Origin of the sequence: Ralstonia nicotianae (genome assembly GCF_018243235.1) — a bacterium.
Lineage (GTDB): Bacteria > Pseudomonadota > Gammaproteobacteria > Burkholderiales > Burkholderiaceae > Ralstonia > Ralstonia nicotianae.
Map to the genome: position 1 here is coordinate 2221065 of NZ_CP046674.1, position 25440 is coordinate 2246504.

Genomic DNA, 25440 nt, shown 5'->3' on the forward strand with positions numbered 1-25440 from the left:
TCTTAAAACTGAACATCGAAGACCGCCGATAACAGCGGGGGCGCCGTTATAATGCGGCTGCGGTTGCTCACAGATTTTCGATCTCACTTTCCTCGGAATTTCTTCGCCCCCGTGCTCACACGAATCGCACTCACCGATCAAACCTCCCGTTGCTCCACCTGCGTGCTCGGACAAATCTGTCTGCCGGTAGGCATGAACGCGGACGACGTGCGCAAGATGGATGATCTGGTCACCGAACGCATCCGCATCAAGAAAGGCCAGGTGCTCTACGCACTGGGTGAACCGCTGGAAGCGGTCTACGGCATCCGTTTCGGCACACTGAAAACCCATCTGACGCTGGAAGACGGCCGCCACCAGATCACAGGCTTCCATCTGCCCGGCGAAATCGTCGGGCTCGACGGCATCGGCGAAATGCGCCACGTATCGGATGCCACCGCACTGGAAGATACCGAAGTCTGCGTGGTGCGCTATGCCGAACTGCAGCAGCTGTCGCGCCGACTGCCTTCGCTGCAGCACCAGTTCCTGCGCATCATGAGCAAGGAGATTTCGCAGGATCACCTGATGCTGCTGACCCTAGGCTCGATGCGCGCGGAAGAGCGCCTCGCCGCCTTCCTGCTGAACCTGTCGCGCCGCTCGGCTGAGCGTGGCTATTCCTCGACCGAATTCGTCCTGCGCATGAGCCGAGAAGAACTCGGCAGCTATCTGGGCCTGAAGCTGGAGACCGTCAGCCGCCTGTTCTCGCGCTTTGCCGAAGCCGGGCTGATCCAGATCCGCCAACGCCACGTCAAGCTGATCGACATGGCCGGCCTGCGCCAGGTGATGACCGGCCACGCCGGCTGATCGCCTACCACGGCATCCGCTCAGATGAGCGGATGTTCGTGCGCTTCCAGCTTGCCGATTCCCGGCGACACATACAGCGTCAGCGCGCTCGACAACCCGCAGATCACCCAGAACGCAAAGAACGATACGGTGTAGACCGCTTCGGAAGACACCGTGATCTGCTGACCGAAAAAGCGCAGGTCCGCCGGATCCACCACCGAGAAGACCACCAGCTCGGCCAGCGCCGCGGCTAGGAATGCCGGCCACAAGATCCACATCAGCAGGCGGCGCTTCATCGTACCGCTCCGTGAACGGCGCGTGCCGGCACGGAAACAGCCTTCTCCACCACCAGGCCGCGCCGCACGACGTTATCCTGGATCGCAGGATCGGGGTGCGTGGCGGCCAGCCAGATCGTCACACCGCAGCCGATCATGGCCGCGAAGGGGCCCGCCATCAGCAGCCACGGCCAGGGCTCGCGCCACCAGGGCCGCGCCTGCGCCGCGGAAGGTTGGATTGCTTGCATCAGGAACCTCCTGGTCGGAACGCCGCACTAGCGCGGCACGATAAAGCTGGACGGCTCGCGCAGCACGAGACTGCCGCCGTCCTTGTCTGCCTGGATCACGAAGCGGATCTTGTGCGAGCCGGGCTGCACGTCGTCTGCGGGACGGCGTACGCGGATCGGCACGAGACGGTTGGCCGCCGGAGCCAGCTCGAGCGTGGTCGACTCGCCTCGTCCGCCCTGCACTTCAAGCTGCGGCAGGCCTTCGGCAGTGATGGTCACGCGCATGGGCTGCTCGGATGCATTCATCAGCTGCAGCCGATAGACGTTCTCGATCTTGTCGCCGTCCACTTCGCGCGCCAGCGCGCCGCGGTCGCGGATCACGTCGACCTTCAGCGGTGCGCGCAAGGCCAGCGCCACGATCAGGCCCGCCGCCAGGGTCAGCAGGACCCCACTGTAGATCAGCACGCGCGGGCGCAGCAGATGCCGGCGCGCCTCGCCCGGGGGCAGCCGGTCGCGCATGGCGCGCTCCGAGGTGTAGCGGATCAAGCCGCGCGGGTAGCGCATCTTGTCCATCACCTGATCGCAGGCATCGATGCAGGCGCCGCAGCCGATGCACTCGTATTGCAGGCCCTGGCGGATATCGATGCCGGTCGGGCACACCTGCACGCAGATGCTGCAATCGACGCAGGCCCCGAGTCCCCTGGCCGCGAAATCCTCGTTGCGCGAGCGGCTGCCGCGCGGCTCACCGCGCTGCGTATCGTAGGTGACCACATAAGTATCGCGGTCGACCATCACGCTCTGGAAACGCGCATACGGGCACATGTAGCGGCAGACCTGCTCGCGCATGAAGCCCGCATTGCCCCAGGTCGCAAAGGCATAGAACAGCATCCAGAAGGTCTGCCACGGCCCGAGCGACAACGTCCAGACCTCCATGCCCAGCTCGCGGATCGGCGTGAAGAAGCCGACGAAGGTGAAGCCGGTCCACAGCGCGATCAGGATCCAGACGCTGTGCTTGGCCGTCTTCAGGCGCAGCTTGCGCACGCTCCAGCGCTCGCCATCGAGGCGGATGCGGGCGAAGCGGTCGCCTTCGATATGCCGCTCGATCCACATGAAGATTTCGGTGTAGACCGTTTGCGGACAGGCGTAGCCACAGAACAAGCGCCCCGCCACCGCCGTGAACAGGAACAGCGACAACGCCGACAGCACCAGCAGCACCGTCAGGTAGATCACGTCCTGCGGCCAGAGCACCAGGCCGAACAGGTAGAACTTGCGCGCACCGAGATCGAACAGGACAGCCTGCCGGCCATGCCACTGCAACCACGGCAGCCCATAGAACACGGCCTGCGTGGCCAGCACCAGCCAGACGCGCCAGCGCGCGAATGCCCCCGTGACGGCACGTGGATAAATCTTGCGCCGCACCTCGTACAGCATTTGCTCGGTGGGCGCATCCTGGCTGTCCGCCGCTGCGGTGGCGGGCGACATGGGGCGCCAGACAGGCTCGTGTTCACTCATTGCTGTGTGGCCGATTGTGCGTCAAGACCCGCGGCACCGCTGTTGGACAGGCCCCATACGTAGGCCGCGAGCAACCGGATCTTCTCGGGCGACAACAGGTTTTCATGCGCCGGCATCGTGTTGTCGCGCCCCTTCAGGATGGTCTCGACGATGGTCGACTCCGAACTGCCGTACAGCCAGATGCGATCGGTCAGGTTGGGGGCGCCCAGCGCCTGGTTGCCCTTGCCGGTCGCCATGTGGCACGCCGCGCAGACCGACTTGAAGGTCGGCTCGCCGCGTGCCGCCTTGATCGGGTCATAGGCCAGCCCCGACAGCGAGCGCACATAGTGGGCCACATTGACGGCCTGGTTGCCATCCACCACCGCGGCCAGCGACGGCATCACGCCATGACGCCCCTTGGTGATGGTCGCCAGGATCGTCTCCGGATCGCCACCATAGAGCCAGTCGTTATCGGTCAGGTTCGGGAAACCCTTCGAACCGCCGGCATCGGAGCCGTGGCACTGCGCGCAGTTGTTGAGGAACAGGCGCTGCCCGATCTCATGGGCCTGGGGGTCGGCAGCGATCTGCTTGATGTCCATTCCGGCATAACGCGCATACAGCGGCCGCACCTGGGCCTCGGCGGCGGCGCGCTGGGCAGCCAGTTCGCCGCGGCTGGAAAAGCCCAGCATGCCGCCATAGGCGCCCAGCCCCGGATACAGGATCAGATAGGCCACGGCGAAGACGCACGACAGCAGGAACATCCACATCCACCAGCGCGGCAGCGGATTGTTCAGCTCGCGCAGGTCGCCGTCCCATACGTGTCCGGTGTCGCCGTCGGGCTTCTGCCCCGGCGCGAGCTTGATGCGGCGTTGAGAAAGCAGCAGCCACGCGCACCACACGATGCCCAGCAGGGCGATCGCCGCGATGTAGTAGCTCCAGAAATCGGAAATGAAGTCGCTCATGATCTGGCGGTCCTTATTGATTTGGGCGGGACGCATCCATGCGTCCGGCGGCGACCTCGGCTTCGTCGGGCAGCAGGAACGGCAGCATCGCCGATTCCGCGTTGGCATGACGCCGATGTGCCGAATAGGCCCACCACGTAATCGCGATGAACAGCACCAGGAACACCGCCGTGGCAATTGCGCTCAGCATGGCCATGGCTTACTCCTTGGCGGCGGCGGCAACCGGAACCCCGGCCACATCGCGCACGTTGCGCAGTTCCACGCCCAGGCCCTGCAGATAGGCCACTACGGCGTCCTCCTCGGTCTTGCCGGCCAACTGCTCGCGGGCGCCTGCGATCTGCGCGTCGGTGTATGGCACACCCAGCTTGCGCAGCACGCGCATCTTCGCTTCGATGTCATGGTTATCGAGCGGCGTCTTGGACAGCCATGCATAGGACGGCATGTTGGACTCGGGCACCACCATGCGCGGGTCGCGCAGATGGATACGATGCCAGTCGTCCGAGTAGCGCTGGCCGACGCGCGCCAGGTCCGGGCCGGTCCGCTTCGAGCCCCACAGGAACGGGTGGTCGAACACCGACTCGCCCGCCATCGAGTAATGGCCGTAGCGCTCGGTTTCGGCGCGCAGCGTGCGCACCTGCTGCGAGTGGCAGCCGACGCAGCCTTCGCGGATGTAGATATCGCGCCCGGCCAGCCGCAGCGGCGAATACGGCGCGATGCCCTTGACCGGCTCGGTGGTGGAGTGCTGGAAGAACAGCGGCACAATCTGCACCAGCCCGGCGATGCTGACCACGACCAACGTCATGATGATCAGCAGGCCGATGTTCTTTTCCAGCGTCTCGTGCGAGAAGAAGCGGGAAGGTTGGTTGCTCATGTCGGTCTCCTCACTGTGCCGCCGGCAGGGGCATCTGCGCGGCTTGAGGAATCGGCGCATCCACGGCCCGGCTGCCCTGGAGGGTCTTGAGCACGTTGAAGGCCATCAGCAGCATGCCTCCGAGGAAGCACAGGCCACCCAGCAGACGGATCGCGTAGAACGGATACGTTGCCTTCACCGCCTCGACAAAGCTGTAGGTCAGCGTGCCGTCGGGCTCGGTGGCGCGCCACATCAGGCCCTGCATCACACCGGCGACCCACATGGCCGCGATATAGAGCACCACGCCGATGGTGGCCACCCAGAAGTGCACCTCGATCAGCCGCGTGCTATACATCTTCTGCCGCCCGAACAGGCGCGGGATCATGTAGTACATCGAGCCGATGGTGATCATCGCCACCCAGCCCAGCGCGCCGGAATGCACGTGGCCGATGGTCCAGTCGGTGTAGTGCGACAGCCCGTTGACGGTCTTGATCGACATCATCGAGCCCTCGAAGGTCGCCATGCCGTAGAACGACAGCGCCACCACTAGGAACTTGAGGATCGGGTCGGTGCGCAGCTTGTGCCAGGCGCCGGACATCGTCATGATCCCGTTGATCATGCCGCCCCACGACGGCGCGAGCAGGATCAGCGAAAACACCATGCCCAGCGACTGAGCCCAGTCCGGCAGCGCGGTGTATTGCAGGTGGTGCGGGCCCGCCCACATGTAGGTAAAGTTCAGTGCCCAGAAGTGGACGATCGACAGGCGGTACGAATAGATCGGGCGCTCGGCCTGCTTGGGCACGAAGTAGTACATCATGCCGAGGAAGCTGGTGGTCAGGAAGAAGCCCACCGCGTTATGGCCGTACCACCACTGCACCATCGCGTCCTGCACGCCGGCGTAGGCCGAGTACGACTTCCACATCGACACCGGCAGCTCGGCGTTATTGACGATATGCAGCAGCGCGATGGTGAGGATGTAGGCGCCGAAGAACCAGTTGGCGACGTAGATGTGCCGGGTCTTGCGCTTGAGGATGGTGCCGAAGAAGACGATGGCGTACACCACCCACACCACGGTGATCAGGATGTCGATCGGCCACTCCAGCTCTGCATACTCCTTCGAACTGGTGTAGCCCAGCGGCAGCGTGATGGCCGCCGCCACGATGACGGCCTGCCAGCCCCAGAACGTGAAGGCCGCGAGCGCGTCGGAAACCAACCGCGCCTGGCAGGTGCGCTGGACGACGTAATACGACGTGGCAAACAGCGCGCTGCCGCCGAAGGCGAAGATGACGGCATTGGTATGCAGCGGACGCAGTCGCCCATATGTCAGCCAGGGCACCCCGAAATTCAGTTGCGGCCAGATCAACTGTGCCGCGATCAGCACGCCGACCGCCATGCCGACGATGCCCCAGACGATCGTCATGATCGAGAACTGGCGGACAACGCGGTAATTGAACGTCTGGGCGTGCTGTAACGCGCTGGATGCATCCATGCTCGCTCCCCGTGATGGTTGTAGTGATATGCACATGTTAAAAATCAGATGCCTTGCAGGTTTTGATATGCGTCAAGGCACCCCCGTCCAGCGAGCCGGACGGCCCTCGCCCCTGCTATGGAGCGTCGTCGCGCGGTGACACATCGGGCGGCAGGTCGCGGTCCAGCAGGATCGATTCGGCCGGCGCCTTCAGGTCGTCGTACTGGCCGGTGCCGACGGCCCACCACAGTGCGCTGACGATCACTGCCACCGCCATCAGCGACAGGGGCACGAGCAGGTAGAGGGTTTCCATATCAAAGCTCTATGCGACGCGCGACAGCCGCCACGCGTTGAGCGCCACCAGCAGCGAAGACACCGACATGCCGATCCCGGCTTCCAGCGGCGACAGCCAGCCCAGCGTCGCCAGCGGGATGCTGACGGCGTTGTAGGCGAAGGCCCAGCCCAGGTTCTGGCGCACCACACGCAGCGCGCGGCGGCCGATCGAGACGGCCTCGCCGATGGCGGGCAGGCGCGGCTCCGTGAGGATGGCGTCGGCACCGGCCTGCGCCAGCGGCGCGCCCGTGCCGATGGCGATCGAGACCTGCGCCTGCGCCAGCAGCGGTGCATCGTTGATGCCGTCGCCCACCGCCAGCACGCGAGCGCCGCCGGCCTGCAACGCGCGCACATAGGCACGCTTATCTTCGGGACTGGCGCCGCCCACGGCATGCGCGATGCCCAGGCGCGCGGCCCACCAGCGCACGGTCTGCGGCGCATCGCCGGAAACGAGATGCAGCCGCAGGTCCTGCGCACGCAGCGCATCCAGGCAAGCCGCCGCATCGGCACGCGGCGTATCGGCAAGAACGAAGCGGGCCAGCGGGTGGCCGTCGCAGCCGAGCCAGATTGCCGTGCAGGCGGCGGACGGCACGTCCTCCGCCGGCTCGCCGCTGACGTGCGCGGTGGCATGCGGCGGCTGCCCATCGAACGCCTGGGCCGCGAACGCCTGGGTGCCCAGGCGGATGTCCTGCATCTGCAGCCGGGCACGCACGCCCTGCCCCGGCACGTTGAGCACGTCGCTCACCGCCACCGCCGGCACCCGCCCCTGCGCGGCGGCGGCACGCAGCGATTGCGCGATCGGATGGTTCTCTGCCTGCTCGAGCGCACAGGCCAGCGCAAGACACTGCTGCGCGTCGGGATCGTCGAAGGTTTCGATGCTGAGCAGGCGCAGGTGGCCCTGCGTCAGCGTGCCGGTCTTGTCGAGCAGCACGTCGGTCACGGCGGCCAGGCTTTCAATGGCGTGCCCGCGCGTGACCAGTATGCCGCGCCTGGCCAGCGCGCCGCTTGCCGCCGCCAGCGCGGACGGTGTCGCCAGCGACAGCGCGCACGGGCAGCTGACCACCAGCACGGCCACCGTCACGGCGAACATGCGGTCCGGATCGATCCACCACCACGCAAGCGCCGTCAGCACGGCCCAGCCGAGCAACACCATCACGAAACGCCCCGCCACGCGATCGGCGAGCTCGGCCATGCGCGGCTTGTCGGTCAGCGCGCGCTCGAGCAGTTCGACGATCGCCGCCAGCCGCGTCTGCGCCCCCACGCGATGCACGCGCAGCCAAATCGCGCTGGCCGCGTTGTAGCTGCCTGCCAGCACCATCGCGCCGATGCCGCGCGGCTGCGGCACGCTCTCGCCGGACAGCAGGGATTCGTCGATCTCGGTCGTGCCGCGTTCGATCACGCCATCCGCCGGCAGGATCTCGCCGGCGCGGACCTCCACGCAATCGCCGACCTGCAGCGCGGCGACCGGAACGGTCTGCGTCGCCTCGGCGCCATCGGCGATGCGCCGGCAGGTGGCCGGCAGTTGCCGCACCAGCGCCTCGGTGCCGGACGTTGCGCTCTGCCGCGCGCGCAGTTCCAGATAGCGCGCCGCCAGCAGGAAAGCGACGAACATCGTCACCGAATCGAAGTAGGTTTCGCCGTGGCCGCGCACCATGGCGGCCACGCTCGCGGCAAAGGCCGCGCCGACGCCGAGCGCCACCGGCACGTCCATGCCGACATGCGCGTGCCGCACCTGGCGCCACGCATTGCGGAAGATAGGCCCGGCGGAGAACAGGACGACCGGTGTGGTCAGCGCGAGACTGGCCCACTGCATCAGCATGACCTGGTCCGCGGGGATGCTGCCGCCGTGCAGGTAGACCGGCCACGCATACATCATCACCTGCATCATGCCCAGCATGGCGATGCCCAGACGGATCAGCAACTGGCGCCGCTCGTGCGCCTCGGCCGCGCGGCGCGTGGAAGGCTGGTCCGGCCACGCCTCGTAGCCGACGTCGGCGATGGCGGCGAACAGGTCGGCGAGCCGGACCGCACCGGCGTCGGACACGATGCGCACGCGCTCCGTCGCGTAGTTGACGATGGCCTCGCGCACACCGGGCACGCGCGCCAGCGCGCGTTCGATGAGCCACACGCAGGCGGCGCAGCGCATGCCGGCCAGGGTCAACGACACCTCTTCGGCGCCATCCTTGCGCGTGCGGACGAAGCGCTCGCGCATGACCGGCAAGTCGTAGGTCGCCCACGCGGCTTCGGCCTCGGTGCGTACCTCGCCGTCGATGGGCCGTGCGAAGGCGATCGGCCCGTCGTAGACGTGGCCCATGCCCGACGCGTGCAGCGTCATGGCGATGGTCTGGCAGCCGGCACAGCAGAAGTCGCGGGACTGGCCGGCCATCTCGGCATGCAACGCGGCATCGCCATCCAATGATGCGCCGCAGTGATAGCACGTGACGTGTGACGCCTGCGCATCATCCGGCCGGCCGGATGAGACCGAACCGACACCGGGCGCGGCGGCAAGGATGGGGGCGAGCGTCGTTGTCATTATGGTGAACATGCTAATCAGCGCGCCCCACCCAACCTTTGATGCGCATCAAGAGCGACCCCACAAAAATCCACGCAGAGATGCGGCGCCCGCGGCACGCCATCCCGCCGGCCGGCCTGTCGCAAAATCTTTGGCGTCCTATAGTGATAGTTCGACTGGGCAACCAGGAGGACCGTATCCGTGGCAACCGAATTCAGCCTGTACAACGTCCATTGCGAATGGGGCGAGCACGGTGCATCCGCGCTGGCACCGCATTGCGACGTGGTGATCGTGGTGGACGTGCTGTCCTTCTGCACGTGCGTGGACATTGCGGTGGGGCGCGGCGCGCGCATCTACCCCTATCCGTGGCGCGATGGCAGCGCCGAGACCTTCGCCCGCCGCGCGGGCGCCATGCTGGCCGGCACCAACCGCAGCCAGCCGGGCTATACGCTGTCGCCGGCCTCGCTGCGCGGCCTGCCGATGGGCAGCAGCCTGGTGCTGCCCTCGCCCAACGGCGCGACGCTGGCCCTGGCGACCGGCTCGACGCCCACCTTCGCGGGGTGCCTACGCAACGCGCGCGCCGTGGCGGAAGCCGCCTCGCGGCACGGGCGGCGCATCGCCGTGGTGGCTTCGGGTGAGCGCTGGGCCGACGGCAACCTGCGGCCGGCGCTGGAAGACTGGCTGGCGGCCGGTGCGATCGTGCATCACCTGTCGGAAACCATCGCGGGTTTCCTGCCGCATGCGCTGTCGCCGGAAGCACTGGCGGCCCGCGCGGTCTATCGCGAGGCGTCCCAGACCGGCATGATGAAGGCTTGGCTGCTCGATTCCGTGTCGGGCCGCGAACTGTGCGAACGCGGCTTCGCGGAAGACGTGACGATTGCCGCGCAGACCGACGTCAGCACGGTGGCGCCGATGCTGGTGGAAGGCGCGTTCCGCAACGCCACGCCCAAGTCCGAAAGCATGCTGTCACCGGACCTGCTCGGTGCCGCCGGCCTGCGCGCCTTGCGCCCGACGCCGGCCTCGCATCGCAACCCGATGCCGCCGCGCTGAGGCGGCATCAGGTCAGTGTCGTATCGACCGCGCGGCGCGGTGCCTCGAGGTATTCGCGCGACTGCATCTCGATGATGCGCGACACCGTGCGGTGGAATTCGTTGGCCATCTGGCCTTCGGTGTAGAGCGCGTCCGCCGGCACCTCCGCCGACATCAGCAGCTTGACCTTGTGGTCGTACAGCACGTCGATCAGCCAGGTGAAGCGGCGCGCCTCGGAGGCCATGCGCGGCGTCATCTTCGGCACATCGGCGAGGATGACGGTATGGAAACGCGCGGCGATCTCCAGGTAGTCGTTCTGCGAGCGCGGTCCGCCGCACAGCGTGGCGAAGTCGAACCACACCACGCCGCCGGCCTTGCGCTGCGCGCGGATCTCGCGGTGCTCGATATGCAGGATGGGCGATTCGTCCGGCGCCTCGGCCACCGCGGCAAACGCGTCGCGCAGCGCCGAGTTGGCCTGGGCGCCCAGCGGCGTGTGGTAGGCCTGCACCTGCTCCATGGCACGCTTGCGGTAGTCAATGCCGGCATCGACATTGAGGACGTCGAGCTTTTCCTGCAGCAGGGCGATGGCGGGCAGCACGCGGTCGCGGTGCAGGCCGTCCGGGTACAGCAGGTCCGGGCGGTAGTTGGACGTCATCACGAACTGCACGCCGTTGGCGAAGAGCTGATCGAGCAGGCGGTGCAGGATCATCGCATCGGCGACGTCGCTGACGTGGAATTCATCGAAGCAGATCAGGCGATAGCGCTTGGCGATGCGCCGTGCGAGTTCGTCGAGCGGATCGGCGCGGCCACGCAGCTCTTCGAGCTGGCGGTGCACCTCGCGCATGAACTCGTGGAAGTGCAGGCGCGTCTTGCGCACCACCGGCACGCAGCTGTAGAAGGCATCCATCAGGAACGACTTGCCGCGCCCCACCCCGCCCCACATGTAGACGCCGCGCGGCAGCTCCGGGCGCACCAGCAGCTTGCGCAGGGCGCTTGAACGCCTGGCCTTGTAGGCCACCCATTCGTCGTAGCACAGCTGCAGGCGATCGACCGCGCGCTGCTGCGCCTCGTCGGGCTGGTAGCCGCGCGCCTTCAGTTCCTTCAGGTAGGTTTCCTGGACGTTCATCTGCGTGGGGCCGGCCGTTCGGTGGCCCAAATGGACCGATGCCCGGCATCTTGTGGATGACCGGGCACCGTGCTCGCCTGATGGCGTGCGATTACATGTTCAGCTGACGCTTGTCGACGGCCAGCGCGGCCTCGCGCATCACTTCGGACATCGACGGGTGCGGGTGGCAGATGCGGCCGATGTCTTCCGCCGCGGCCTTGAACTCCATCGCCACCACGGCTTCGGCGATCAGGTCCGACGCGTTGGCGGCCACCACGTGCACGCCCAGGATCTCGTCGGTCTTGGCGTCGGCGATCACCTTGACGAAGCCGTCGGACGCGCCCATGCCCAGCGCGCGGCCGTTGGCCATGAACGGGAACTGGCCCGCCTTGATCTCACGGCCCTCGGCCTTGAGCTGCTGCTCGGTCTTGCCGACCCAGGCGATTTCCGGGAAGGTGTAGATCACCCACGGAATGCAGTTGTAGTCGATGTGCGGCTTCTGGCCGACGATGCGCTCGGCCACGGCCACGCCTTCGTCTTCGGCCTTGTGCGCCAGCATCGGGCCGCGCACCACGTCGCCGATCGCCCACAGGTTCGGCAGCTTGGTCGCGCAGTGGTCGTCCACTTCGATGAAGCCGCGCTGATCCGTCGCCAGGCCGATCGCGTCCAGGCCCAGGTTGTCGGTGTTCGGCACGCGGCCGATCGAGACGATCAGCTTGTCGCACTCCAGCACCTGGGCGGCGCCGGTGGCGTCGGTGTAGTTCACCTTGACGCCCTTGGCCGACGATTCGATCTCGCCGACCTTGACGCCGACGTTGATCTTCAGGCCCTGCTTGTTCAGCAGCTTGTTGGCTTCCTTGGCGACCGACTCGTCAGCCGCGCCGAGGAAGCTCGGCAGTGCTTCGAGAATCGTCACGTCAGAACCCAGGCGACGCCACACCGAGCCCAGCTCCAGGCCGATCACGCCGGCGCCGATCACGCCCAGCTTCTTCGGCACTTCGCCGAACTTCAGCGCGCCTTCGTTGTCGGCGATGGTCACGTTGTCGACCGGCACGCCCGGCAGGTGGCGGGCCTTCGAGCCGGTGGCGATGATCACGTGCTTGGCGGTCACGACTTCCGTGCCGGCCTTGCCCGCGATCTCGACCTGGTAGCCGGCGTCGGTCTTGCCGACGAACTTGCCGTGGCCCTTGAGCAGCGTCACCTTGTTCTTGCGGAACAGGAACTCGATGCCCTTGGTCATCTTGCCGACGATGTCGTCCTTGCGCTTGAGCATCTTGGCGACATCGACGCGGGCGCCGTCCACCGTGATGCCGTGGTCGGCCAGGTGGTGGTTCACGTTCTCGAATTCTTCCGACGAGGCCAGCAGCGCCTTGGACGGAATGCAGCCGACGTTCAGGCAGGTGCCGCCCAGGCGCGGCTCGCCCTTCGGATCGTCGTAGGCGTTGTCTTCGCAGCAGGCCACGTTCAAGCCCAGCTGGCCGGCGCGGATCGCGGCAATGTAGCCGCCGGGGCCGGCGCCGATCACCAGCACGTCAAATTGTTTGCTCATGGAGAAATCCTTGAATCGGACGCTGCCGCGCGCGGTGGGCGGCGGCGTCTCGGGTCATCAACGCGGTCGATTACAGGTCCAGCAGCAGGCGTGCGGGATCTTCCAGCGCTTCCTTCATCGCCACCAGGCCCAGCACGGCTTCGCGGCCGTCGATGATGCGGTGGTCGTAGGACATGGCCAGGTAGTTCATCGGGCGGACGACAACTTGGCCGTTCTCCACCACGGCGCGGTCCTTGGTGGCGTGCACGCCCAGGATGGCCGATTGCGGCGGGTTGATGATCGGGGTCGACAGCATCGAGCCGAAGGTGCCGCCGTTGGAGATCGAGAACGTGCCGCCGGTCAGGTCGTCCAGCGTCAGCTTGCCGTCGCGGGCCTTCTGGCCGAATTCGGCGATCTTCTTCTCGATGTCGGCCAGGCTCATCTGGTCGGCGTTGCGCAGGATGGGCACCACCAGGCCGCGCGGCGAGCCGACCGCGATACCGATGTCGAAGTAGCCGTGGTAGACGATGTCGTTGCCGTCCACCGAGGCGTTGATGACCGGGTACTTCTTCAGCGCGTGGACGGCAGCCTTCACGAAGAACGACATGAAGCCCAGCTTCACGCCGTGGGTCTTCTCGAACTGGTCCTTGAACTTGGCGCGCAGGTCCATCACCGGCTTCATGTTGACTTCATTGAAGGTGGTGAGGATGGCGTTGGTCGACTGCGACTGCACCAGGCGCTCGGCAATGCGGGCGCGCAGGCGGCTCATCGGCACGCGCTCTTCCGGACGGTCGCCCAGGGCGGCGAAGTCCACCGGGGCGGCCACTTGCTGCAGGGCCGGACGCGCGGCCTGCGGGGCGGCGGCCGGAGCCGGCTTGGCACCGCCGGCCACGGCACCCAGCACGTCGCCCTTGGTGATGCGGCCATCGCGGCCGGTGCCGGCCACTTGGCCGGCCGACAGGTTGGCTTCGGCCATCAGCTTGGCAGCCGACGGCATGGCCACGCCGCCCGTGGCGGCTGCGGCAGCCGGCGCGGCGGCGACCGGAGCCGGTGCGGCGGCCGCCGGGGCAGCGGCGCCCGCCTTGCCTTCGGTGTCGATCTTGGCCAGCAGCTGTTCCGACGTCACGGTGGCGCCATCGGCCACCAGCACTTCGGCCAGCACGCCGGCCGACGGAGCCGGCACTTCCAGCACGACCTTGTCGGTCTCGATTTCGACCAGGACTTCGTCCACGGTCACGGCTTCACCCGGCTTCTTCTTCCAGGAGATCAGCGTGCCTTCTTCGACGGATTCGGAAAACTGCGGGACCTTGACATCAACGATAGCCATTTCGGTGGTTCCTTGGATCATGTGCGCGGCGCCCCTGCCGGGCGCGCCGCTTCAATTCAATGCGTGTATGCGATGGAATGCGGGAGGCGAAGATGCGCCAAGGCGACGGTCGAAGCCGCCGCCCTGGTGCATTGGTCGCGTTACTTGGTCAGCACGAAGCCCTTGAGCTTGGCGAAAGCGGCATCGATCAGCGCCTTCTGCTGCTCGTTGTGCTTGGCGTAGTAGCCCACGGCCGGCGAAGCCGAGGCCGGACGGCCAGCGTAGCCCAGCTTCTGGCCCTCGCTCATGTTCTCCATGATGTAGTGCTGCACGAAGAACCAGGCGCCCTGGTTCTGCGGCTCATCCTGGCACCACACCACTTCGGCGAGGTTCGGGTACTTCTTGAGCTCGGCCGCGAACGCCTTGTGCGGGAACGGATACAGCTGCTCGACACGGATGATGGCGGTGTCGGTCAGGCCACGTTCCTTGCGCGCGTTGACCAGGTCGTAGTAGACCTTGCCCGAGCAGGCCACGATGCGCTTGACCTTGGCCGCGTTCAGCTCTTCGTGATCGGCGATGACCGTCTCGAAGTGGCCCTTGGCCAGATCGGTCAGCGGCGACACGGCGTCCTTGCTGCGCAGCAGCGACTTCGGCGTCATGATGATCAGCGGCTTGCGGAACAGGCGGATCATCTGGCGGCGCAGCAGGTGGAAGATCTGCGCCGGCGTGGTCGGCTGCACCACTTGCATGTTGTGGTCGGCGCACAGCTGCAGGTAGCGCTCCATGCGCGCCGAGCTGTGCTCCGGACCCTGGCCTTCGTAGCCGTGCGGCAGCATCAGCGTCAGGCCCGAGGCACGGCCCCACTTCACTTCACCCGACGAGATGAACTGGTCGATCACGACCTGCGCGCCGTTGGCGAAGTCGCCGAACTGGGCTTCCCAGATCACCAGGGTGTTCGGCTCGGCCGACGAATAGCCGTACTCGAAGCCCATCACGGCCTCTTCGGACAGCACCGAGTCGATCACGGTGAACGGTGCCTGGTTGTCCGACACGTTCTGCAGCGGGATGTACGAGCCGGCGTCCCAGCGCTCGCGGTTCTGGTCGTGCAGCACGGCGTGGCGGTGCGTGAACGTGCCGCGGCCGGCGTCCTGGCCGGTGATGCGCACCGGGTAGCCCGAAGCCACCAGCGAGGCGAAGGCCAGATGCTCGCCCATGCCCCAGTCCAGCGCCTGCTCGCCCTGGCCCATCTTGGCGCGGTCGTTGACCACGCGCTCGACCAGCGGGTGCACCTTGAAGTGGTCGGGGATGGCGGTGATGCGCTCGGCCAGGCGCTTGAGTTCGGCCATCGGCACGGCGGTATCGGCCGAGTCCGTCCACTTGCGGTTCAGGAACGGCAGCCAGTCCACCGCGAACTTGTTCTTGAAGTTCGACAGCACCGGGTCGACCGTGTGCTTGCCGGCGTCCATGGCGGCGCGGTATTCCTGCACCAGGCCGTCCGGCTCCTCGGTCTTCAGGGTGCTCTGCGTGACGAGCTTGTCTGCGTACAGCTTGCGCGTGCCGGGGTGCTGGCCGATCTTCTTGTACATCAGCGGCTGCGTCATCGCCGGCGTGTCCTGCTCGTTGTGGCCGAGCTTGCGGAAGCAGATGATGTCGACCGCGACGTCCTTCTTGAACTCGGTGCGAAAGTCGATCGCCAGCTGCATGGCCAGCACGACGGCTTCCGGATCGTCGCCGTTCACGTGCAGCACCGGCGCTTCGATCATCTTGACCACGTCCGTGCAGTACAGCGTGGAACGCGAGTCGCGCGGGTCGGAGGTGGTGAAGCCGATCTGGTTGTTGATGACGATGTGGATAGTGCCGCCCGTGCCGTAGCCGCGCGTCTGCGCGAGGTTGAGCGTTTCCATCACGACGCCCTGGCCGGCGAAGGCCGCGTCACCGTGCACCTGCACGGCCAGCACCTGCTCGCCGGTCTTGTCGCCGCGGCGTTCCTGGCGCGCCTTGACCGAACCTTCCACCACCGGGTTGACGATTTCCAGGTGCGACGGGTTGAACGCCAGCGACAGGTGGACGGGGCCGCCCAGGGTCGTGACGTCGCTCGAGAAGCCCTTGTGGTACTTCACGTCGCCGGCCGGCAGGTCGTCCACGTGCTTGCCTTCGAATTCGGCAAACAGGTCCGCCGGCATCTTGCCCAGCGTGTTGACCAGCACGTTCAGGCGGCCGCGGTGGGCCATGCCGATCACGATTTCCTGCACGCCCTTCTCGCCGGCGTGCTGGATCAGTTCGTCCATCGCCGCGATGAAGCTCTCGCCGCCTTCGAGCGAGAAACGTTTCTGGCCGACGTACTTGGTGTGGAGGAAGCGCTCGAGGCCTTCGGCGGCCGTCAGGCGCTCCAGGATGTGCTTCTTCTTTTCAGCGGAGAAGGTCGGCTTGGAGCGGATGCTCTCCAGGCGCTCCTGCCACCAGCGCTTCTGCGCCTGGTCGCTGACGTACATGAATTCGGCGCCGATCGAGCCGCAATACGTTTCGCGCAGGTTGTTGAGCAGCTCGCGCAGGCTCATCGTTTCCTTGCCGAAGTACGTGTTGCTGGCGTTGAAGACGATGTCCTGATCGGCTTCGGTGAAACCGTAGAAGGCCGGGTCCAGATCCGGCACCGGCGGGCGCTCCTGACGCTTGAGCGGATCCAGGTCGGCCCAGCGCAGGCCCACGTTGCGGTAGGCGGCGACCAGCTGCGTCGCGGACACGCGCTTGCGGCCCATGTCGGAATCGGCAGACGCGACGATCGTCTTGATCGGGCCTTGCTTGGCGCGCTCAGCGAACGACGTAACGATGGGGGCGTGGGCGATATCCCGGGCGTTGGAGCCGTCGACGGCGGGGATGTTCTGCAGCGCATCGAAATACGCGCGCAGAGCCTCGCTGACGGAAGTGGGATCCTGGAGATAGGCTTCGTACTGGTCTTCAACGTATGCGGCATTGCCGCCGGACAGGTACGAAGTGTCCAGATACTGCTTGTACAGCTCAGTCATGGGGCGCTCACCTTTCTCCGGGTCTGCCGGAGTTCAGCGGGTTCATCAACCTTCCGCGACACGGCTTGACCGGTTAGCGGATCGCAAACTTTGAGTCGCCTGAAATCACCTGGTCGGACCGCATCGCGCGTGGCGGGGTGAGGCACCGAAACAGCTTTGACAGACAAGTTGTGCGGGAAGGACCTAAAGTCTTCGCGGCAAAAAGTATAGCACGTTTATGGGCAATATTCTGATTCCTTGGCACAACAATAAAACGTTGCTTTGTTGCATCAGAAAGCGGCGCCGTCACGTGCCGGATGGTTCGATGCAGTCGACCCGGTCGGTGATCAGGCCGTCCAGTCCGGCGCCCCACAGCAGGCAGGCCCGTTCCACATCGTTGACGGTATAGCAGCAGACGCGGAAGCCCGCCGCATGGGCAGCGACGATCACCTCCGGCGTCAGGGCACGATGGTTGGCATCGAGCGCGACGCAATCCAGCGCGCGCAGGCGGTCCAGCCAGTCCGCCGGCAGGGTGTCCAGCAGCAAGGCGCGCGGCAGCTCCGGCGCGGCCTCGCGCGCGGCGGCCAGCGCCGTCTCCGAGAACGACGATAGCAGCGGCGGCACCCCGGCGTCGGCCCACAGGGTGCGGGCATCCAGCGCGAGCGCCGCGCCGGTCCGCCACTCCGTGCCGGGCACCGGTTTGATCTCGATATTGGCCAGCAAGCCGTTGGCGCGCAGGTAGCGGGCGACGGCGGCCAGCGTCGGCACCGGCTCGCCGGCAAAGGCCGGGCTGTGCCAGCTGCCGGCGTCCAGCTGCGCGATCTGGCCGAACGACAGCGCGTCGATGCGCCCGTGGCCGCTGGTGGTGCGCTCCAGCGTGGCATCGTGCAGCAGCACGGCCACGCCGTCACCCGACAGCTTCACATCGAACTCGAACATGCGGTAGCCGAACCCGGCGCCGTGGCGGAACGCTGCCAGCGTGTTCTCGGGCGCGAGCTTGCCCGCGCCCCGGTGGGCAATGGCGCGCGGATACGGCCAAGCCGGCAGGGCGCGTGCTTCGCTCATGCCAGGGCCTCGATGCGGCGGGTGGTCTGCGGGTCGAACCAGTGCAGATGGTCAGCCGAGGCGGTGATGGGCAGCCGGTCGCCGGCCTTGACGCTGGCGTGCGGGTCCAGCCGGACGACGACCGGATGGCCGGCCAGCGCGCCATAGGCAAACGCATCGGCGCCGAGCGCCTCGACCAGCCGCACCTCGACGAAGGCGATGGCCCGGTCGGCGGCGCACGGCTCGATGTGCTCGGGACGCAGGCCCATCAGCGCGTGCTCAGGCAGATGCAAACCCATCGGCAAATGGCCGAGCGTGGCGGGCGCATCGCCCGCCTGCGCGCCGTCGACACGGATCTGGGCGCCCTCGCCCGCGTGACGCGACACCGGCACGAGGTTCATCGGCGGCGAGCCGATGAAGCCGGCGACGAAGGTGCTGGCCGGGCGCGCATAGACTTCCAGCGGCGTGCCGATCTGCTCGACGCGGCCGCCGCTGAGCACCATCATGCGGTCGGCCAGTGTCATCGCCTCGACCTGGTCATGCGTCACGTACAGGCTGGTGGTGCGCAGGCGGCGGTGCAGCTCCTTGAGCTCCAGCCGCATCTGCACGCGCAGCTTGGCGTCCAGGTTGGACAGCGGCTCGTCGAACAGGAACACCGCCGGCTCGCGCACGATGGCGCGGCCCATCGCCACGCGCTGGCGCTGCCCGCCCGAGAGTTGGCGCGGCTTGCGCTCGAGCAGCTTGCCGAGCTCGAGGATGCCGGCGGCCTGCTGCACGCGCGCCAGGATCTCACTCTTGGGCAGCCCGCGGATCTTCAGGCCGTACGCCATGTTGTCGAACACGGTCATGTGCGGATACAGCGCGTAGTTCTGGAACACCATGGCGATGTCGCGCTCGGCCGGCTCCAGTTCGTTGACCACGCGATCGCCGATCCAGACCTCGCCGCCGGTGATCGCCTCCAGGCCGGCCACCATGCGCAGCAGCGTGGACTTGCCGCAGCCCGACGGCCCGACGATGACGATGAACTCCCCGTCGCCGATCTCCATGTCGATGCCGTGCACGACCTGCAGGCCGGCGTAGTGCTTCTGGACGTTGCGTAGAGACAGTTTTGCCATGGGCGGGTCGCCTTCTTTTTGCGCTGTTTGCTATTTTTCGGTTTCCACCAGGCCCTTCACGAACCACCGCTGCATGCCGATCACCACCAGCGCCGGCGGCACCATGGCCAGCATCACGGTGGCCATCAGCAGGTTCCAGTCGGTGGCGGAATCGCCCGAACGCGAGATCATCTGCGTGACGCCCAGCACGATCGGCGTCATGTCCCGCTCGGTGGTGACCAGCAGCGGCCACAGGTACTGGTTCCAGCCGTAGATGAACTGGATCACGAACAGCGCCGCGATGCTGGTGCGCGACAGCGGCAGCACCACGTCCCAGAAGAACTTGAGCGGCCCGGCGCCGTCGATGCGCGCGGCCTCGGCGAGTTCGTCGGGAATGGTCAGGAAGAACTGGCGGAACAGGAACGTGGCGGTGGCCGAGGCGATGATCGGGATGGTCAGGCCGAAGTAGCTGTTGAGCATGCCGAGGTCCGACACCACCTTGTAGGTCGGCAGGATGCGCACCTCCACCGGCAGCATCAGCGTGACGAAGATCAGCCAGAAGAAGGTCTTGCGCAGCGGAAAGCGGAAATAGACGATGGCGAAGGCCGAGATGATGGAGATCGCGATCTTGCCCAGCGAGATGCCCAGCGCCATGATCAGGCTGTTCATCAGCATGGTGCCGACCGGCGTGGCGGCGTTGCCCATGCCGTGCGCGAGCACCTCGCGGTAGTTGTCGATCAGGTGCGGGCCGGGGATCAGCGTCATCGGCGCCTGCAGCACGTCCTCGGCCGTCAGCGAGGACGCGACGAAGACCACGTAGACCGGAAAGGCGACCACCACCACGCCCAGGATCAGCACGAGGTGGGTCAGGACATCCAGGAACGGGCGGCGTTCGATCATGGTCGCGCTCCTCAGTACTGGACCTTGCGCTCGACGTAGCGGAACTGCACGATGGTCAGCACGATCACCACCGCCATGAGGATCACCGACTGCGCGGCCGAGCCGCCGATGTCGAGCCCGCGCACGCCGTCCTGGTACACCTTGAACACCAGCGTCTCGGTCGCCTTGAACGGCCCGCCCTGCGTGACCGAATCGATGATGGCGAAGGTGTCGAAGAAGGCATACACCACGTTCACCACCATCAGGAAAAAGGTCGTGGGCGACAGCAGCGGAAAGACGATCGACCAGAACCGCTTCCACGGGCCCGCGCCGTCGATGGCCGCCGCCTCGATCAGCGATTTCGGGATGCTCTGCAGCCCGGCCAGGAAAAACAGGAAGTTGTAGCTGATCTGCTTCCACGCCGCGATGACGACGACCAGCAGCAGTGCCTGCCCGCCGTTGAGCACGAAGTTCCAGTCCACGCCCATCCTGCGGATCACGAACGAGACGATGCCCAGCGACGGGTTGAACAGGAAGCTCCACAGCACGCCCGCCACGGCCGGCGCGACCGCGTAGGGCCAGATCAGCAGCATCTTGTAGAAGGCGCCGCCGCGCAGTGCGCGGTCGGCGAAGTAGGCCAGCGCCAGTGACGTGGACAGCCCCACGACGGCCACGCCGATGGCGAACACCGCCGTGGTCCGGAACGACCCGAGGTAGGTCGGATCGGCGAACAGGTCGGCGAAGTTCTCCAGCCCGACGAAGTCGAGATTCATGCCGAAGGCATCCTGCCGCAGCAGCGACTGGTACAGCGCCTGCCCCGCCGGCCAGAAGAAGAACACCAGGGTGACGGCGATCTGCGGGGCCACCAGCACATAGGGCAGCCAGCGCGACCGGAATACGACCCGTTTTTCCATGGGGATTCCCAAAACGCGCCGCCGCCCCCGCGCATGCGGGACCGGCGGCTGACGGCACGCGCAACCGCGCGCTTACTCCTTGACGGTCTTCTCGAAGCGGGCCAGCAGATCGTTGCCGCGCGCGACCGCGCTGTCCAGCGCTTCCTTCGGCGACTTCTTGCCCGCCCACACGGCTTCGAGTTCTTCGTCGATCACCGAGCGGATCTGCGGGAAGTTGCCCAGGCGGATGCCGCGCGACTTGTCGGTCGTCCTGACGATCATCTGCTTGACGGCCACGTCGGCGCCCGGGTTCTTGTCATAGAAGCCCGACTGCCGGGTCAGTTCGTACGCTTGCATCGTCACCGGCAGGTAGCCGGTCGACTGGTGCCAGTCGGACTGGATCTCGGGGCGCGACAGGAAGGAGAAGAACCGGGCGACACCCTTGTACTCTTCGGGCTTGTGGCCGCCCATCACCCACAGCGAGGCGCCGCCGATGATGGTGTTCTGCGGCGCGCCCGGCACGCCCGCCTCGTACGGCAGCGGCGCGGGGCTGAAGCTGAACCTGGCGTTCTTGCGGATGTTGGCCAGCGCCGCCGACGAGCCGGTGTGCATGGCGCACTCGCCCGCGATGAACTTGGCCTTGGGCTCGTCCTTGCGGCCGGCATAGGTGAAGTAGCCCTTCTTCTCCATGTCGAGCAGATGCTCGATGTGCTGCACCTGCACCGGACCGTTGAAGATCAGGCGCGCCTTCGCGCCGCCGAAGCCGTTGTTCTCGGTCGCGAACGCCACGTTGTGCCACGCCGAGAAGCTCTCCAGGTGCACCCACGACTGCCAGTCGGTGGTGTAGCCGCACGCGAAGCCGGCCGCCTTGAGCTTGGCCGCGTCGATGGCGACCTCCTGCCACGTCGCGGGCGGCTTGTTCGGGTCGAGGCCGGCCTTCTTGAAGGCGTCCTTGTTGTAGTACAGGATCGTCGTCGAGCTGTTGAACGGGAACGACAGCATCTCGCCCTTGTTCGACGTGTAGTAGCCCGCCACCGCCGGCACGTAGGCCTTGGGGTCGAACTTCTCGCCGGCGTCCTTCATCACCTTGGCGATCGGCACGATGGCGCCGCGGGCGTTCATCATGGTCGCGGTGCCGACCTCGAAGACCTGCAGGATGGCCGGCGCGTTGCCGGCGCGGAAGGCCGCGATGCCGGCGGCCAGCGATTCGTCGTACTGGCCCTTGTAGACGGGCACGACCTTGTAGTCGGGCTGGCTGGCGTTGAACTTGTTGGCAAGCTCGTTCACCTTGTCGTTCAGGGCGCCCTCCATCGAGTGCCACCACTGAATCTCGGTCACGGCATGCGCGGCCTGCGCAAACGTGCAGGCCGCCAGCACGGCCACTGCCCCCGCAATCTTCCGGATCATCATCGCTCCTCCTCGGTTATGGCTTCCCGGCGGGCCTTTGCCGGCCCGCGACGCGCCCGACTCTATCCGGCCGGTCGGGCATTTTTTATGACAGCGGCATGTTACGTGGCTTTGCGCCGCAAAGAAATCGGGGATTCCCTCCAGGGCCGGCCGGCGCAGCACCGTTAGAATGAATTGAAGCCGACTCTCTTCGCAACCGCAGCATGCTCGCCCCGACCACCACGCCCGCCAACGCCCCCGCGTCCACGTCCGCGCTTGCCGCGCGCCGCATCCCGCTGGCCCTGCACCAGCTCTCCGATGATGCGCTGCGGCATGTCGTCGGGGTGTTCACCGATGTCGATGGCACGCTGACCACGCGCGGCAAGCTGCCGGCCCAGGCCTACACCGCGCTGGAGCGCCTGCACCGAGCCGGCGTCAAGGTCGTGCCGGTGACGGGGCGATCGATCGCGTGGTGCGAAGTCATCGCGCGGCTGTGGCCGGTCGATGCGGTGATCGGCGAGAACGGCGCCTTCGCCATGCGGGTCGACGCACTCGGCCATCTGGCGTCCGATTTCGTCGACGACGCCCAGACCCGCCTGCGCAACCTGGAGCGCATCCGCGAAATCGGCGCGGAGATCCTGCGCGCGGTGCCCGGCACGGCGCTGGCCACCGACCAGGCGTGGCATGCCGCCGACCTGGCCATCGATCACGCCGAGCAGGTGCCCCCGCTGCCGCAGGTGGCCATCCGGCACATCGTCGACATCATGCGCACGCACGGCATGCATGCGACGGTCAGCTCGGTCCACGTCAACGGCTGGTTCGGCAGGCACGACAAGCTGAGCGCCAGTATCGCCCTGGGGCGGCGCGCCTTCGCCATGGACCTGCATGCCGAACGCGAGCACTGGCTGTTCGTCGGCGACTCGGCCAACGATGCCGCCATGTTCGAGTTCTTCCCGCTATCCGTGGGCGTCGCCAACGTACTGAATGTGATCGATACGCTGCCGGTGCCGCCGGCCTATCTCACGTCGGGTGAAGGCGGCGCGGGCTTTGCCGAGGTGGCCGAGCGCATTCTTGGGGCACGCGCGCCCGCGCTGCCGGCCCCGCGCCCCTGAGCGGCGCATCCGGGATGGTCGCCCGGACCGTCCCGCCCGCCTTCCGATGTACCGGCTCCGGCACGCGGCACGCCGCTTGCGCCAGTCTTGGGCGCTGCACCGTTTCGCGCCACGCATTCGCCTCATTGTGGTGCGTTCGCAGCGTTCCTTTCCCATTCGACAGGAGCCTCTGATGCAAACCCAGAAACTACGCCAGCGTTTCGAACACGCCGAACACACCATTGCGGAACTCGCCCAGGCCTGCGCCACGCACGACAACGTGCCGGACGCGCTGAAGCAGTCGATCCAGCAGCTGGATGAGCAGGCCCGCCAATATCACGCGCGGCTGGAAAGCGCCAAGGACGAGCAGTCATTCGTCGAGGCCATCGACAGGCTGGAAGCCGCATCGGACCGCGCCAAGATGGCCTGCCAGAGCGCCGGCAAGGTCGACCACACGGTCCAGACCGCTGTCATGCGCACGTACGCAGAGCTGTCGCAGCTCAAGCATCGCCTGCACTGAGCGGACCCTGTAGATAAAAAAAGAGGCGGATTCCCTTGCGGAAATCCGCCCAATCCCAATCGCCAAGCTCGACGATATCCGGTTGGACCGGCTTCGCTGCGGTGTCAGTCGAAGCCGAGTTCCTGCAATTTGCGGGTGATGGTGTTGCGGCCGATGCCCAGGCGCGTGGCCGCTTCGACCCGGCGCCCGCGCGTGACGCCGAGGGCGGCTTCGAGGATGGCCCGCTCGAAGCGGCGGGTCAGCGCATCCATGACATCGGGCTGGCCGGCCTCGAGCATCGCCTTGGCCTCGCCGGCCAGCGCGCGCTCCCAGCCGGACACAGCGGAAGCCCCCGCCGCCGCGCCCGCGGCCACGGGTGCCTCGGCGCCGGCGGCATGGGCATCGGCGCCGAAAGACGGCTCGCCCGCCACCGCACGCCCCGCCGCCATCAGCTCGGCCGTGCCCGGCAGCATCTGGCTGGCGCCGCGCACGAGGTCATGCGGCAGATCCTTGATCTCGATGGTCTGCGCCGGCGCCATCACGGTCAGCCAGTTGCAGAGGTTCTCGAGCTGGCGCACGTTGCCCGGGAACGGCAGCGTGGCGATGTGCGACAACGCCTCGTCCGACATGCGCTTGGGCTCCACGCCCAGCTCCTTCGCGCTCTTCTGCAGGAAGTGCCGCGCCAGCAGCGTGATGTCTTCCGGACGCTCACGCAACGCCGGCAGCCGCAGGCGGATCACGTTGAGGCGGTGGAACAGGTCTTCGCGGAACAGGCCGTCCTTGACGCGCGTTTCCAGGTTCTGGTGCGTGGCCGCGATGACGCGCACGTTGGCCTTGAGCGGATTGTGGCCGCCCACCCGGTAGAAATGCCCGTCCGACAGCACGCGCAGCAGGCGCGTCTGCAGGTCGAACGGCATGTCGCCGATCTCATCGAGGAACAGCGTGCCGCCCTCGGCCTGCTCGAAGCGGCCGCGACGCATGGTCTGCGCGCCGGTAAAGGCGCCACGCTCATGGCCGAACAGCTCGGATTCCAGCAGGTCTTTGGGGATCGCCGCGGTATTGAGCGCGATGAACGGGCCGCTTGCACGCGGGCTGTGCTTGTGCAGCGCGCGCGCCACCAGCTCCTTGCCGGTGCCGGACTCGCCGGTGATCAGCACCGTCACGTTCGACTGCGACAGCCGGCCGATGGCGCGGAACACATCCTGCATCGCCGGCGCCTGACCGAGGATCTCGGGCGCATCGCCCAACCGGTCGTCGATCTCTTCCTCGCGCAGGCTCTCTTCCAGCGCGCGGCGGATCAGCTCGACCGCGCGGTCCACGTCGAACGGCTTGGCGAGATATTCGAAGGCACCGCCCTGGAACGCCGCCACGGCGCTGTCCAGGTCGGAATACGCCGTCATGATGATGACCGGCAGGCCCGGATGCCGGCCCTTGATGGCCTGCAGCAGGTCCAGCCCCGAGCCGCCCGGCATGCGGACGTCGGAGATCAGCACCTGCGGCGTTTCTTCTTCGAGCGCGTTGAGCGCGTCGCGGGCATTGGTGAAGCTGCGCGACAGCAGGCTCTCCCGCGCCAGCGCTTTCTCAAGGACCCAGCGGATGGATTGATCGTCGTCGACGATCCAGATTGGCTTCATGTGTTGTGTGTCA

At 66.7% G+C, this 25440-nt stretch carries 23 protein-coding genes; 4 read left to right on the forward strand and 19 right to left on the reverse strand.

Annotated features, from left to right (window positions below; genetic code table 11):
* Positions 1 to 111 precede the first annotated feature (111 nt).
* A complete protein-coding gene (locus GO999_RS10010) occupies positions 112 to 840 on the forward strand; it encodes a fumarate/nitrate reduction transcriptional regulator Fnr (RefSeq protein WP_011001232.1) in 729 nt (242 codons plus the stop codon).
* Positions 841 to 860: 20 nt separating this feature from the next.
* Here GO999_RS10010 and GO999_RS10015 read toward each other — a convergent pair whose 3' ends face one another.
* The 9 genes from GO999_RS10015 to GO999_RS10055 form a co-directional block, all read right to left on the reverse strand.
* The gene (locus GO999_RS10015) at positions 861 to 1115 is read right to left on the reverse strand and encodes a hypothetical protein (RefSeq protein WP_011001231.1); all 255 of its coding nucleotides are present in this window, start codon (positions 1113 to 1115) and stop codon (positions 861 to 863) included.
* Positions 1112 to 1342, reverse strand: a complete 231-nt coding sequence (locus GO999_RS10020; protein ID WP_071011244.1) for a hypothetical protein — start codon at positions 1340 to 1342, stop codon at positions 1112 to 1114. Before GO999_RS10020 ends, GO999_RS10015 begins: the two co-directional genes overlap by 4 nt.
* Before the next feature lie 27 nt (positions 1343 to 1369).
* Positions 1370 to 2833 (reverse strand): cytochrome c oxidase accessory protein CcoG, encoded by a 1464-nt coding sequence (gene ccoG / locus GO999_RS10025; protein ID WP_211906195.1) that lies wholly within the window; start codon positions 2831 to 2833, stop codon positions 1370 to 1372.
* Positions 2830 to 3774, reverse strand: a complete 945-nt coding sequence (gene ccoP, locus GO999_RS10030) for a cytochrome-c oxidase, cbb3-type subunit III (RefSeq protein WP_016722100.1) — start codon at positions 3772 to 3774, stop codon at positions 2830 to 2832. Before ccoP ends, ccoG begins: the two co-directional genes overlap by 4 nt.
* A 13-nt stretch (positions 3775 to 3787) precedes the next feature.
* Positions 3788 to 3970 (reverse strand): cbb3-type cytochrome oxidase subunit 3, encoded by a 183-nt coding sequence (locus GO999_RS10035; RefSeq protein WP_019718066.1) that lies wholly within the window; start codon positions 3968 to 3970, stop codon positions 3788 to 3790.
* A gap of 3 nt (positions 3971 to 3973) precedes the next feature.
* Positions 3974 to 4645: a cytochrome-c oxidase, cbb3-type subunit II gene (gene ccoO / locus GO999_RS10040; protein ID WP_011001226.1), complete on the reverse strand. Its 672-nt coding sequence runs from the start codon at positions 4643 to 4645 to the stop codon at positions 3974 to 3976.
* A 10-nt stretch (positions 4646 to 4655) separates the two neighbouring features.
* On the reverse strand, positions 4656 to 6113 hold the full coding sequence (gene ccoN / locus GO999_RS10045) for a cytochrome-c oxidase, cbb3-type subunit I (protein ID WP_011001225.1): 1458 nt from the start codon (positions 6111 to 6113) through the stop codon (positions 4656 to 4658).
* A 115-nt stretch (positions 6114 to 6228) separates the two neighbouring features.
* Positions 6229 to 6405: a cbb3-type cytochrome oxidase assembly protein CcoS gene (gene ccoS, locus GO999_RS10050; RefSeq protein ID WP_011001224.1), complete on the reverse strand. Its 177-nt coding sequence runs from the start codon at positions 6403 to 6405 to the stop codon at positions 6229 to 6231.
* A gap of 9 nt (positions 6406 to 6414) precedes the next feature.
* Positions 6415 to 8958 carry a heavy metal translocating P-type ATPase gene (locus tag GO999_RS10055; RefSeq protein WP_211906196.1) on the reverse strand — a complete coding sequence of 848 codons (2544 nt, stop codon included), beginning with the start codon at positions 8956 to 8958 and terminating at the stop codon, positions 6415 to 6417.
* Between the two features lie 180 nt (positions 8959 to 9138).
* On the opposite strand from GO999_RS10055, the gene GO999_RS10060 reads away from it, so the two are divergent.
* The gene (locus GO999_RS10060) at positions 9139 to 9987 is read left to right on the forward strand and encodes a 2-phosphosulfolactate phosphatase (RefSeq protein WP_011001222.1); all 849 of its coding nucleotides are present in this window, start codon (positions 9139 to 9141) and stop codon (positions 9985 to 9987) included.
* 7 nt (positions 9988 to 9994) lie between these two features.
* Here the strand turns inward: GO999_RS10060 and zapE are convergent, their stop codons facing one another.
* The 9 genes from zapE to ugpB all read right to left on the reverse strand — a co-directional run bounded on the left by zapE (position 9995) and on the right by ugpB (position 22227).
* Positions 9995 to 11092: a cell division protein ZapE gene (gene zapE / locus GO999_RS10065; protein WP_011001221.1), complete on the reverse strand. Its 1098-nt coding sequence runs from the start codon at positions 11090 to 11092 to the stop codon at positions 9995 to 9997.
* A gap of 91 nt (positions 11093 to 11183) precedes the next feature.
* Positions 11184 to 12620 carry a dihydrolipoyl dehydrogenase gene (gene lpdA, locus GO999_RS10070; protein WP_011001220.1) on the reverse strand — a complete coding sequence of 479 codons (1437 nt, stop codon included), beginning with the start codon at positions 12618 to 12620 and terminating at the stop codon, positions 11184 to 11186.
* A gap of 70 nt (positions 12621 to 12690) precedes the next feature.
* On the reverse strand, positions 12691 to 13926 hold the full coding sequence (odhB, locus tag GO999_RS10075) for a 2-oxoglutarate dehydrogenase complex dihydrolipoyllysine-residue succinyltransferase (RefSeq protein ID WP_211906197.1): 1236 nt from the start codon (positions 13924 to 13926) through the stop codon (positions 12691 to 12693).
* Positions 13927 to 14066: 140 nt separating this feature from the next.
* Positions 14067 to 16928, reverse strand: coding sequence for a 2-oxoglutarate dehydrogenase E1 component (locus tag GO999_RS10080; RefSeq protein WP_011001218.1), 2862 nt, complete (start codon positions 16926 to 16928; stop codon positions 14067 to 14069).
* Positions 16929 to 17213: 285 nt separating this feature from the next.
* The gene (gene ugpQ, locus GO999_RS10085; protein WP_165591437.1) at positions 17214 to 17972 is read right to left on the reverse strand and encodes a glycerophosphodiester phosphodiesterase; all 759 of its coding nucleotides are present in this window, start codon (positions 17970 to 17972) and stop codon (positions 17214 to 17216) included.
* Positions 17969 to 19066, reverse strand: coding sequence for a sn-glycerol-3-phosphate import ATP-binding protein UgpC (locus GO999_RS10090; protein ID WP_011001216.1), 1098 nt, complete (start codon positions 19064 to 19066; stop codon positions 17969 to 17971). The genes ugpQ and GO999_RS10090 overlap by 4 nt, the downstream gene beginning before the upstream one ends.
* 30 nt (positions 19067 to 19096) lie before the next feature.
* Positions 19097 to 19945, reverse strand: a complete 849-nt coding sequence (gene ugpE / locus GO999_RS10095) for a sn-glycerol-3-phosphate ABC transporter permease UgpE (RefSeq protein WP_016725855.1) — start codon at positions 19943 to 19945, stop codon at positions 19097 to 19099.
* Positions 19946 to 19956: 11 nt separating this feature from the next.
* Entirely contained in the window at positions 19957 to 20838 is an 882-nt protein-coding gene (ugpA, locus tag GO999_RS10100) for a sn-glycerol-3-phosphate ABC transporter permease UgpA (RefSeq protein ID WP_118872278.1), read from the reverse strand.
* Positions 20839 to 20910: 72 nt separating this feature from the next.
* Entirely contained in the window at positions 20911 to 22227 is a 1317-nt protein-coding gene (gene ugpB / locus GO999_RS10105; protein WP_028860481.1) for a sn-glycerol-3-phosphate ABC transporter substrate-binding protein UgpB, read from the reverse strand.
* Positions 22228 to 22427: 200 nt separating this feature from the next.
* Between ugpB and GO999_RS10110 the strand changes: the two genes are divergently transcribed.
* Together GO999_RS10110 and GO999_RS10115 are read left to right on the forward strand one after the other, a co-directional pair.
* Positions 22428 to 23315 carry an HAD family hydrolase gene (locus GO999_RS10110; protein ID WP_165591439.1) on the forward strand — a complete coding sequence of 296 codons (888 nt, stop codon included), beginning with the start codon at positions 22428 to 22430 and terminating at the stop codon, positions 23313 to 23315.
* 172 nt (positions 23316 to 23487) lie between these two features.
* Positions 23488 to 23814 (forward strand): hypothetical protein, encoded by a 327-nt coding sequence (locus GO999_RS10115; protein WP_011001211.1) that lies wholly within the window; start codon positions 23488 to 23490, stop codon positions 23812 to 23814.
* A gap of 104 nt (positions 23815 to 23918) precedes the next feature.
* On the opposite strand, the gene ntrC is transcribed toward GO999_RS10115, so the two are convergent.
* Entirely contained in the window at positions 23919 to 25427 is a 1509-nt protein-coding gene (gene ntrC / locus GO999_RS10120; protein WP_020831743.1) for a nitrogen regulation protein NR(I), read from the reverse strand.
* Positions 25428 to 25440: the final 13 nt, after the last annotated feature.

What these genes read in the sequence shown, in the direction of transcription:
- ugpQ (WP_165591437.1), bottom strand. Translation starts at nt 17,972, where the DNA reads ATGAGCGAAGCACGCGCCCTGCCGGCTTGGCCGTATCCGCGCGCCATT.
- GO999_RS10090 (WP_011001216.1), bottom strand. Translation starts at nt 19,066, where the DNA reads ATGGCAAAACTGTCTCTACGCAACGTCCAGAAGCACTACGCCGGCCTG.
- GO999_RS10055 (WP_211906196.1), bottom strand. Translation starts at nt 8,958, where the DNA reads ATGACAACGACGCTCGCCCCCATCCTTGCCGCCGCGCCCGGTGTCGGT.
- ugpB (WP_028860481.1), bottom strand. Translation starts at nt 22,227, where the DNA reads ATGATGATCCGGAAGATTGCGGGGGCAGTGGCCGTGCTGGCGGCCTGC.
- GO999_RS10110 (WP_165591439.1), top strand. Translation starts at nt 22,428, where the DNA reads ATGCTCGCCCCGACCACCACGCCCGCCAACGCCCCCGCGTCCACGTCC.
- GO999_RS10015 (WP_011001231.1), bottom strand. Translation starts at nt 1,115, where the DNA reads ATGAAGCGCCGCCTGCTGATGTGGATCTTGTGGCCGGCATTCCTAGCC.
- GO999_RS10115 (WP_011001211.1), top strand. Translation starts at nt 23,488, where the DNA reads ATGCAAACCCAGAAACTACGCCAGCGTTTCGAACACGCCGAACACACC.
- ccoO (WP_011001226.1), bottom strand. Translation starts at nt 4,645, where the DNA reads ATGAGCAACCAACCTTCCCGCTTCTTCTCGCACGAGACGCTGGAAAAG.
- GO999_RS10080 (WP_011001218.1), bottom strand. Translation starts at nt 16,928, where the DNA reads ATGACTGAGCTGTACAAGCAGTATCTGGACACTTCGTACCTGTCCGGC.
- GO999_RS10035 (WP_019718066.1), bottom strand. Translation starts at nt 3,970, where the DNA reads ATGGCCATGCTGAGCGCAATTGCCACGGCGGTGTTCCTGGTGCTGTTC.
- ccoN (WP_011001225.1), bottom strand. Translation starts at nt 6,113, where the DNA reads ATGGATGCATCCAGCGCGTTACAGCACGCCCAGACGTTCAATTACCGC.
- lpdA (WP_011001220.1), bottom strand. Translation starts at nt 12,620, where the DNA reads ATGAGCAAACAATTTGACGTGCTGGTGATCGGCGCCGGCCCCGGCGGC.
- zapE (WP_011001221.1), bottom strand. Translation starts at nt 11,092, where the DNA reads ATGAACGTCCAGGAAACCTACCTGAAGGAACTGAAGGCGCGCGGCTAC.
- ugpA (WP_118872278.1), bottom strand. Translation starts at nt 20,838, where the DNA reads ATGGAAAAACGGGTCGTATTCCGGTCGCGCTGGCTGCCCTATGTGCTG.
- GO999_RS10020 (WP_071011244.1), bottom strand. Translation starts at nt 1,342, where the DNA reads ATGCAAGCAATCCAACCTTCCGCGGCGCAGGCGCGGCCCTGGTGGCGC.
- ccoP (WP_016722100.1), bottom strand. Translation starts at nt 3,774, where the DNA reads ATGAGCGACTTCATTTCCGATTTCTGGAGCTACTACATCGCGGCGATC.
- ccoG (WP_211906195.1), bottom strand. Translation starts at nt 2,833, where the DNA reads ATGAGTGAACACGAGCCTGTCTGGCGCCCCATGTCGCCCGCCACCGCA.
- odhB (WP_211906197.1), bottom strand. Translation starts at nt 13,926, where the DNA reads ATGGCTATCGTTGATGTCAAGGTCCCGCAGTTTTCCGAATCCGTCGAA.
- ugpE (WP_016725855.1), bottom strand. Translation starts at nt 19,945, where the DNA reads ATGATCGAACGCCGCCCGTTCCTGGATGTCCTGACCCACCTCGTGCTG.
- ccoS (WP_011001224.1), bottom strand. Translation starts at nt 6,405, where the DNA reads ATGGAAACCCTCTACCTGCTCGTGCCCCTGTCGCTGATGGCGGTGGCA.
- ntrC (WP_020831743.1), bottom strand. Translation starts at nt 25,427, where the DNA reads ATGAAGCCAATCTGGATCGTCGACGACGATCAATCCATCCGCTGGGTC.